We start from the raw sequence: 5,927 nt of genomic DNA on the forward strand, positions 1-5,927 counted from the left end.
AGGCCGCACCCGCCCCGGCCGCCGACCGCCCCGTCCACTACGTCGTGGCCGTCGACCAGTCCGGCAGCCTGGACCCCGCCGACGTCGGCCGGGAGCGTGAGGCGGTCGGCGCGATCGCCGTCAGCGAGCCGTCGAACCGCTCCACGCTGGAGGTCCTGGGCTTCGCGAGCGCCGAGAAGGAGGGCCAGACCGCCGTCGACAAGGTGTGCCCGGCCCGCGCCCTGGACGCGCTGGCGCGGGCCAAGACGGCGGACTGCGCGGGGCGGTTGCGGCGGCGCGAGCAGAACGAGGGCGCGGGCACCGACTTCATCGAGGTGATCCGGCAGGCCGTAGCCGACCTGCGGTCCGCGCCGGACACCGACCCGCGCGTCCTGTTCCTGATGACGGACGGCGTCCTGGAGGTGAAGGACAGCCTCAAGTACCGGAACCTGGACGCCGTCACGGCCCAGGAGGCGGCCGAGAAGGACCTCGCGGACGCGCTCGCCGAGGCCGCCGCCGCGCGCGTGCAGATCTGGCCGCTCGGCTTCGGCAGGGCCGACGAGAACGCGCTCACGAAGATGGCCGACGCCGGCTACCGGGCGGGCTGCGCGAACCTGAAGGACGCCCGCCCCCGCCCCCACATGGCCGACGGCCCCGAGCGCATCAGCGGCGCCCTCCAGGACGCCTTCGCGACGGCCCGCTGCTACTACCGCGACGAGGGCGGCTCGAAGCGCCCGCCGGGCGAACTCGCCGTCCGCATCTCGCCGTTGGCGACCGAGGGCACGATCGTCGTCGAGAAGGGCGACCCGGCCGTCACCGTGAAGTACTACGACCCGAGAGGCAGGCCCGTCGAGCCCGGTACGGGGGACGCGGACTCGACGTACGCGTTCACCGGGCAGGGCACCGCCACCGAGTCGCTGCGCATCACCCGGCCCCTGCCCGGGAGGTGGCGGGTCGCGCTGGACGCGCCCGAGGGGCACCGGGACAAGGCGGCCAGCGTCAGCGTGCTGTGGCACGGCGCGGTGCGCTCCACGATCTCGCTCAGCGAGTACGCGCCCGCGCCCGGCGCGAAGGTCGAGATGCGGGTGCCGATCCTGACCCGCGAGGAGTCCGTGCCCGACCCGCGCGACCTGCGCGGCATCACGGTCACCGGCACCCTCGGCGGCGAGGGCATCGCGAGGCCGGTGCCGTTCGCGCTGGCCGGGGACGGCCACGGCAGGTTCGCCGGCACCGTCACCGTGCCCCGGCAGGCGTCCGGCGCCCTCATGTTCACGTCCACCGTGTCCGCCGTCGGCCTCCAGCCCGACGTACGCAGTCAGCCCGCCGCGATCTTCACCCCCGGCAGGTCCCTGGAGGCCGCCCTCGCCCTCGGCGGTGCCGAGCTGCACCCCGGGGACACGCACGAGGCGCAGCTCACCGTCTCCAACACGGACACGAAACCCCGCACCCTGACCCTCGCCTTCGCCGACACGAAGGCCACCGGACTCACCCTCACCCCGCGCCACGTGACGGTCGCACCCGGCGCCGAGGCCCACCGCACCACGGTGAAGCTGACCGTCGGCGACCACCTCGGCTTCCGCGTCCGCACCGACCCCACCGCCCTCGGCGGCAAGATCGTCGTCACCGACGACACCGGCACCGTCCTCGACGACCAGCTCCTCGACACGGTCTCGGTGAGCAAGAAGACCAACCCGTGGGCCTGGGTCGCCGCGGGCGCGGCCCTCCTCCTGCTGCTCGCCGCCGCCTGGGCCGCCCTGCGCCTCTACACCCGCAGGCGCGCCGCACGCCCGCGCGGGACGCTCGTCCTGGAGGACCCCTGGGGCCGCGAACTGGCCACCCACCCGGTGCTGGACGGCCGCGAGGGCTGGTACCGGTTCGACGTCGAGGACGACGGCGACAGCCCCCGCGTACGGCGCTCCGCGCAGGGCGAGTGGGCCATGCGCCGCACCCCCGAGGGCGACGCCCAGCTGCGGCGCGGCGCCGACGAACCGGTGACCGTACGGCCCGGCGAGGGCGTGAGCGCGGGCGCCGACCTGGTCCTGAAGGTCGTCGACGGCACGCCCTCGCCGCCCCCGGACACCTGGTCGCCGTACGCCTCCGAGGTCGGCCACCCCGACCTGTGAACCGCCAGCGGGAAGGCACCCCATGAAGATCAACCAACCGATGCTCTACGTCGGCCTGGGCGGCACCGGAGGGCTCGTCGGCGCCGAACTCGAACGCCGGCTGCGCGCCGCGCTGTGCGGCCCGGACGGCACCGCGCTCGCCTCGCGCGGCATCAACCAGCGCTACCAGCTGCCCGAATGCCTCCAGTTCGTGTACGCCGACTACAGCGAGGCCGAGTTGGCCCGGCTCCCGCACCTGAGCGTGGAACCCGCGCTCCAGGCGGCGTACGCGCGCACCGCCCGCGCCACCCACGATCTCCTTCCCGGCTACGACAGTTCGCCGAGCGTGACCCGCGAACTGCGCGCCGCGATCCCGCGCGAGACCCGCGACTGGCTGCCCCCGCAGGCCACCGAGCCGCGCATCACCCCGCTGCGCAACGGCGCCGGCCAGCTCCCCACGGTCGGCCGCGCCGCCCTGTTCGGGACGCTCCTGCGGGACGACATGACGCCGGTGATGGGCCCGTTGCAGCAGGCCATCGACATCATCGGGCGCTCCGGCGGCGAGTTGAGCCGGCTCGGCGGCGGACCGATCTCCGGATGCGACGTGTTCGTGGCGTTCTCCGTCGCCGGGGGCACCGGCACCGGGATCTTCCTGGACTACCTGCACTTCATCGGGCAGGCGTTCAAGGAGAAGAACTTCAGCGGCGCCCGCATCTACCCGCTGGTCGTGATGCCGTCCGCGTTCCCCCTCGCCAAGGGCGGCGGCCGGGACGCCGAACTCAACGCCGCCCGCGCCGTGGTGGACCTCTTCCGGCTCGTCGACGAGCAGAACGTACCCGTCGCGGACGACGTGATCGGCGACGTCGACCACGCCTCCGGGACCGCGATCCGCTACCCGCACGACCGGACCGTACGCCTGGACGCCGGGGTCATGCCGACGGCGTTCCTCTTCAGCCGCACCGCCGGGATCCGCCCCGACGACCTGCGCCGGTCGATGGTGTCGCTCATCATGTCGCTGATCGGCGCCGAACTGGGCGACGCCCCCGGGCGGGACGACGAGCACCAGACCTTCGCGTCCAGCTTCATCAACTCCGATGCCAAACGGCGGATCCGCGCCAAGTCGGGCATCGGCCACCGGGGCGTCTCCACGAGCCTCGTCGCCTCCATGACCGTCCCCCTGGAACCCCTCGCCGACCTCGTCTCGGCGCGCCTGCTCGCGCACGGCGTGTCCCGCCTCGCGGACGCCTCCGCGCAGCACAGCCACGAGTACGCCGGGACGGTACGCCGCATGTTCGCCGACGCGGGCCTCGAAGAGCTGTGGAACCGCGACCCCCTCCCGCCCCCCGAGGCCCGCCCCGCGCAGCGCGGCGGCGCCGGCATCGAGGAGTCCCTGACGACCCGACTGCGCGAGATGCAGGCCACGTTGGAGGATCTACGGCGCCGGGTCGCACGGCGCGTGCCGGTGCTCGCCGAGCAGTTCTCGCCGCAGACGGCGCTGGAGCGCGCCCTGCGCACCATGGACCCCTTCCAGGTCGAACGCGTCGTCAAGGGCGTCCCCGGCGACCCCGACCCGGTCACCCGGCAAGGCGTGCTGGGCATGCTGGAGAGCCGGGCCCGCGAACCCGGCGGCGGCGAACACCGGGCCCTCCTCCCGCCGCCCGTACCGAAGTTCAAGGACGGCATCGCCGCCCGCCTCGCCCGCACCCGGCACGACGAACTGCGCGCCCGGACCGAGGCCGAGCAGAACACCTGGTACGCGGCCCGCACCAAGGCGATCTGGCACGAGGCGTGGCGGGCGGAGGAGCAGCGCTGGCGCCCCAAGGCCGCCGCCCTCACCGCCGAGATCGCCGCCCTCGTCGAGGCGTTCCACAAGCACCGCGAGGAGGAGCCGCGCGCCTACAAGGCGCAGGTCCTGGAGCTGTACGACGACCGCACGGGCGTCTCCTACCTGCTGCCGCCGCAGAACAACCTCACCGATTTCTACGACGACCTGCGTGAACGCCTCACGAAACGCGAGAACTTGAGGGACAGCGACGACGAGGCGGCCCTCGTGCACGCCCTCGTCGACGCCGACGCGTGGCAGGCAGCCCGCACGATCGCCCGCCGCAATCCGGACGCGGCCGTCGCGCCCGTGAAGGCGGCGATCGAGCAGCGGATCAAGCAACTCTTCGCGCAGAGCGGCACGTTGCACGACGAGAAGCCCCTCCTGCCGTCCATGGCCATGCTGCTGGAGGCGGCGGCCGGGGTCGGTGCCGCCGCCGAGTCCGTCGGGAAGGCCGCGCTCGACCAGTTCCGGTTCAAGATCGCCGGGCTGATCCCGCACGGCTTCGTGCCCGAGGGCGGCGGACCGCTCAAGGTGCTGGTGGTGTACCCGCGTTCGTCGGCGAAGGACACCGTCGAGGACTACCTCCGCAAGCACCTCTCGCTGCCGCGCGGGAGCACCGAGTTCAACGGCGTGGACACCGACTCGATCACCGTCGTCCTGTTCCGCCGCGAGATGAGCCTCACCGAAGTCCCGGAAGTCCGCAAGGTGTTGAAGCGCTGGGCGAAGGCGCGCGAGACGGAGGTCGCCGCCGACTACCTCGACTGGCGCCAGCGCCTCGGACGCGGCGGCGAATGGCTCGCGGCGACCGCCGAGGACCGCCGCGAGATCCTGCACCGCCTGCTGTGCGCCCTGTGGAAGGGGCAGGTCGAGGTCGTCGAGGGCACCGACAAGGAGCCCGTCAAGGTCCTGGTCCGCCTGCACAGCAGCCTCCCCGACGACGTCACCACCGACGTCCCCGGCATCGAACTGCGCCTCGGCGACCGGCCCCGGCAGGGCGTCTCCGGCTGGGCCCGCATCCTGCACGCCTACGAACAGATCGCCCTCCTCACCGAGGACGCCGTCGTCGAGACGTACTGCCAGGCCCTCATGGAACGCAGCGCGAACAACCTCGGCGAGGAACCCCACCCGCTGTACACGTACGTCGTCGAAGAACTGGCACCCCATCAGATCGCCCTGATCCGCGACCGGTTGGCGCGCTCCGTGCACACCTCCGGCGAATGGGCCGACTCCCTCCTGGAGTTCTGGACCGAACTGCTGCCCGCCGCCCTCGACACCCCGTTCGCCGACAAGAACGCCGTCGCGCCCACCCTGCGCTCGCTGCGGCACGCGCTGCGCGAGATCGACGTCATCGAGGTGACGGAACGTCAAGTGCCGCGCGCCCGGGGCGCGTTCCCCTGGGACGACCGCCCCGACGCCGGGCAGCCCCCGCGCGAGAGGCCCCTGCCGCCCTTCGCCGCAGCCGCCGCCGGGTCCGACGGCTGGCCCGGCGAGGAACCCGACACCCCGGCCCCCGCCTGGACCGAGGCCCGCGAACAGGAGCCGGCCAGGCGCCCCGGCGCGGGCGAGGCGGGCGACCCGTGGAAGGACGTGGAATGACGAGCCCGGTCATCGTCCTCGACCTGAGGCAGGCGGCGAGCGGCCTCGCGGACGCCGCAGGGCTGCGGTCCGCCGTCGCCGAACGGCTGCGCGAGGCCGGCCGGCCCGAACCCGCCGACGGCCACTACCGGTTCCTGCTCGTCGACACGCCCGCCGGGCTCGGGCTGCGGCACAGCGTGTACGAGCGCGTCATCGCCTACGGCAAGCGGACGTCCGTACTCGCCCTGGCCGTCGGGGAGTTGACCCCGCCGCCGCAAGCGCCGCCCGCGCCCGCCGCCGAGGCGTGGGACCCGCTCGCCGGGCCGTGGGACATCGGGTGGGGTGCCTCCCCGGGCGCCGCCCCCGGCTCCGGCACGGACTCCGTGCCCGCCGACGCGTGGGGCTCCCCGACGGCATCGGCGTACGCGCCCGCCGACCCCTGGAAC

At 73.9% G+C, this 5,927-nt stretch carries 2 protein-coding genes and 1 pseudogene; all 3 read left to right on the plus strand.

The window, feature by feature from the left end:
• The coding region (locus AOK24_RS28860) for a vWA domain-containing protein (protein ID WP_055722981.1) at positions 1–2,102 on the plus strand (2,102 nt) is incomplete at its 5' end.
• 22 nt (positions 2,103–2,124) lie between these two features.
• Positions 2,125–5,502, plus strand: coding sequence for a tubulin-like doman-containing protein (locus tag AOK24_RS28865; protein WP_055722982.1), 3,378 nt, complete (start codon positions 2,125–2,127; stop codon positions 5,500–5,502).
• Positions 5,499–5,927, plus strand: a pseudogene (locus AOK24_RS28870) (hypothetical protein); the annotation flags it as partial. The gene AOK24_RS28865 and the pseudogene AOK24_RS28870, both read left to right, overlap by 4 nt.

The sequence above is a fragment of the Streptomyces niveiscabiei genome, from assembly GCF_001419795.1.
Taxonomy (GTDB): Bacteria; Actinomycetota; Actinomycetes; order Streptomycetales; family Streptomycetaceae; genus Streptomyces; species Streptomyces niveiscabiei.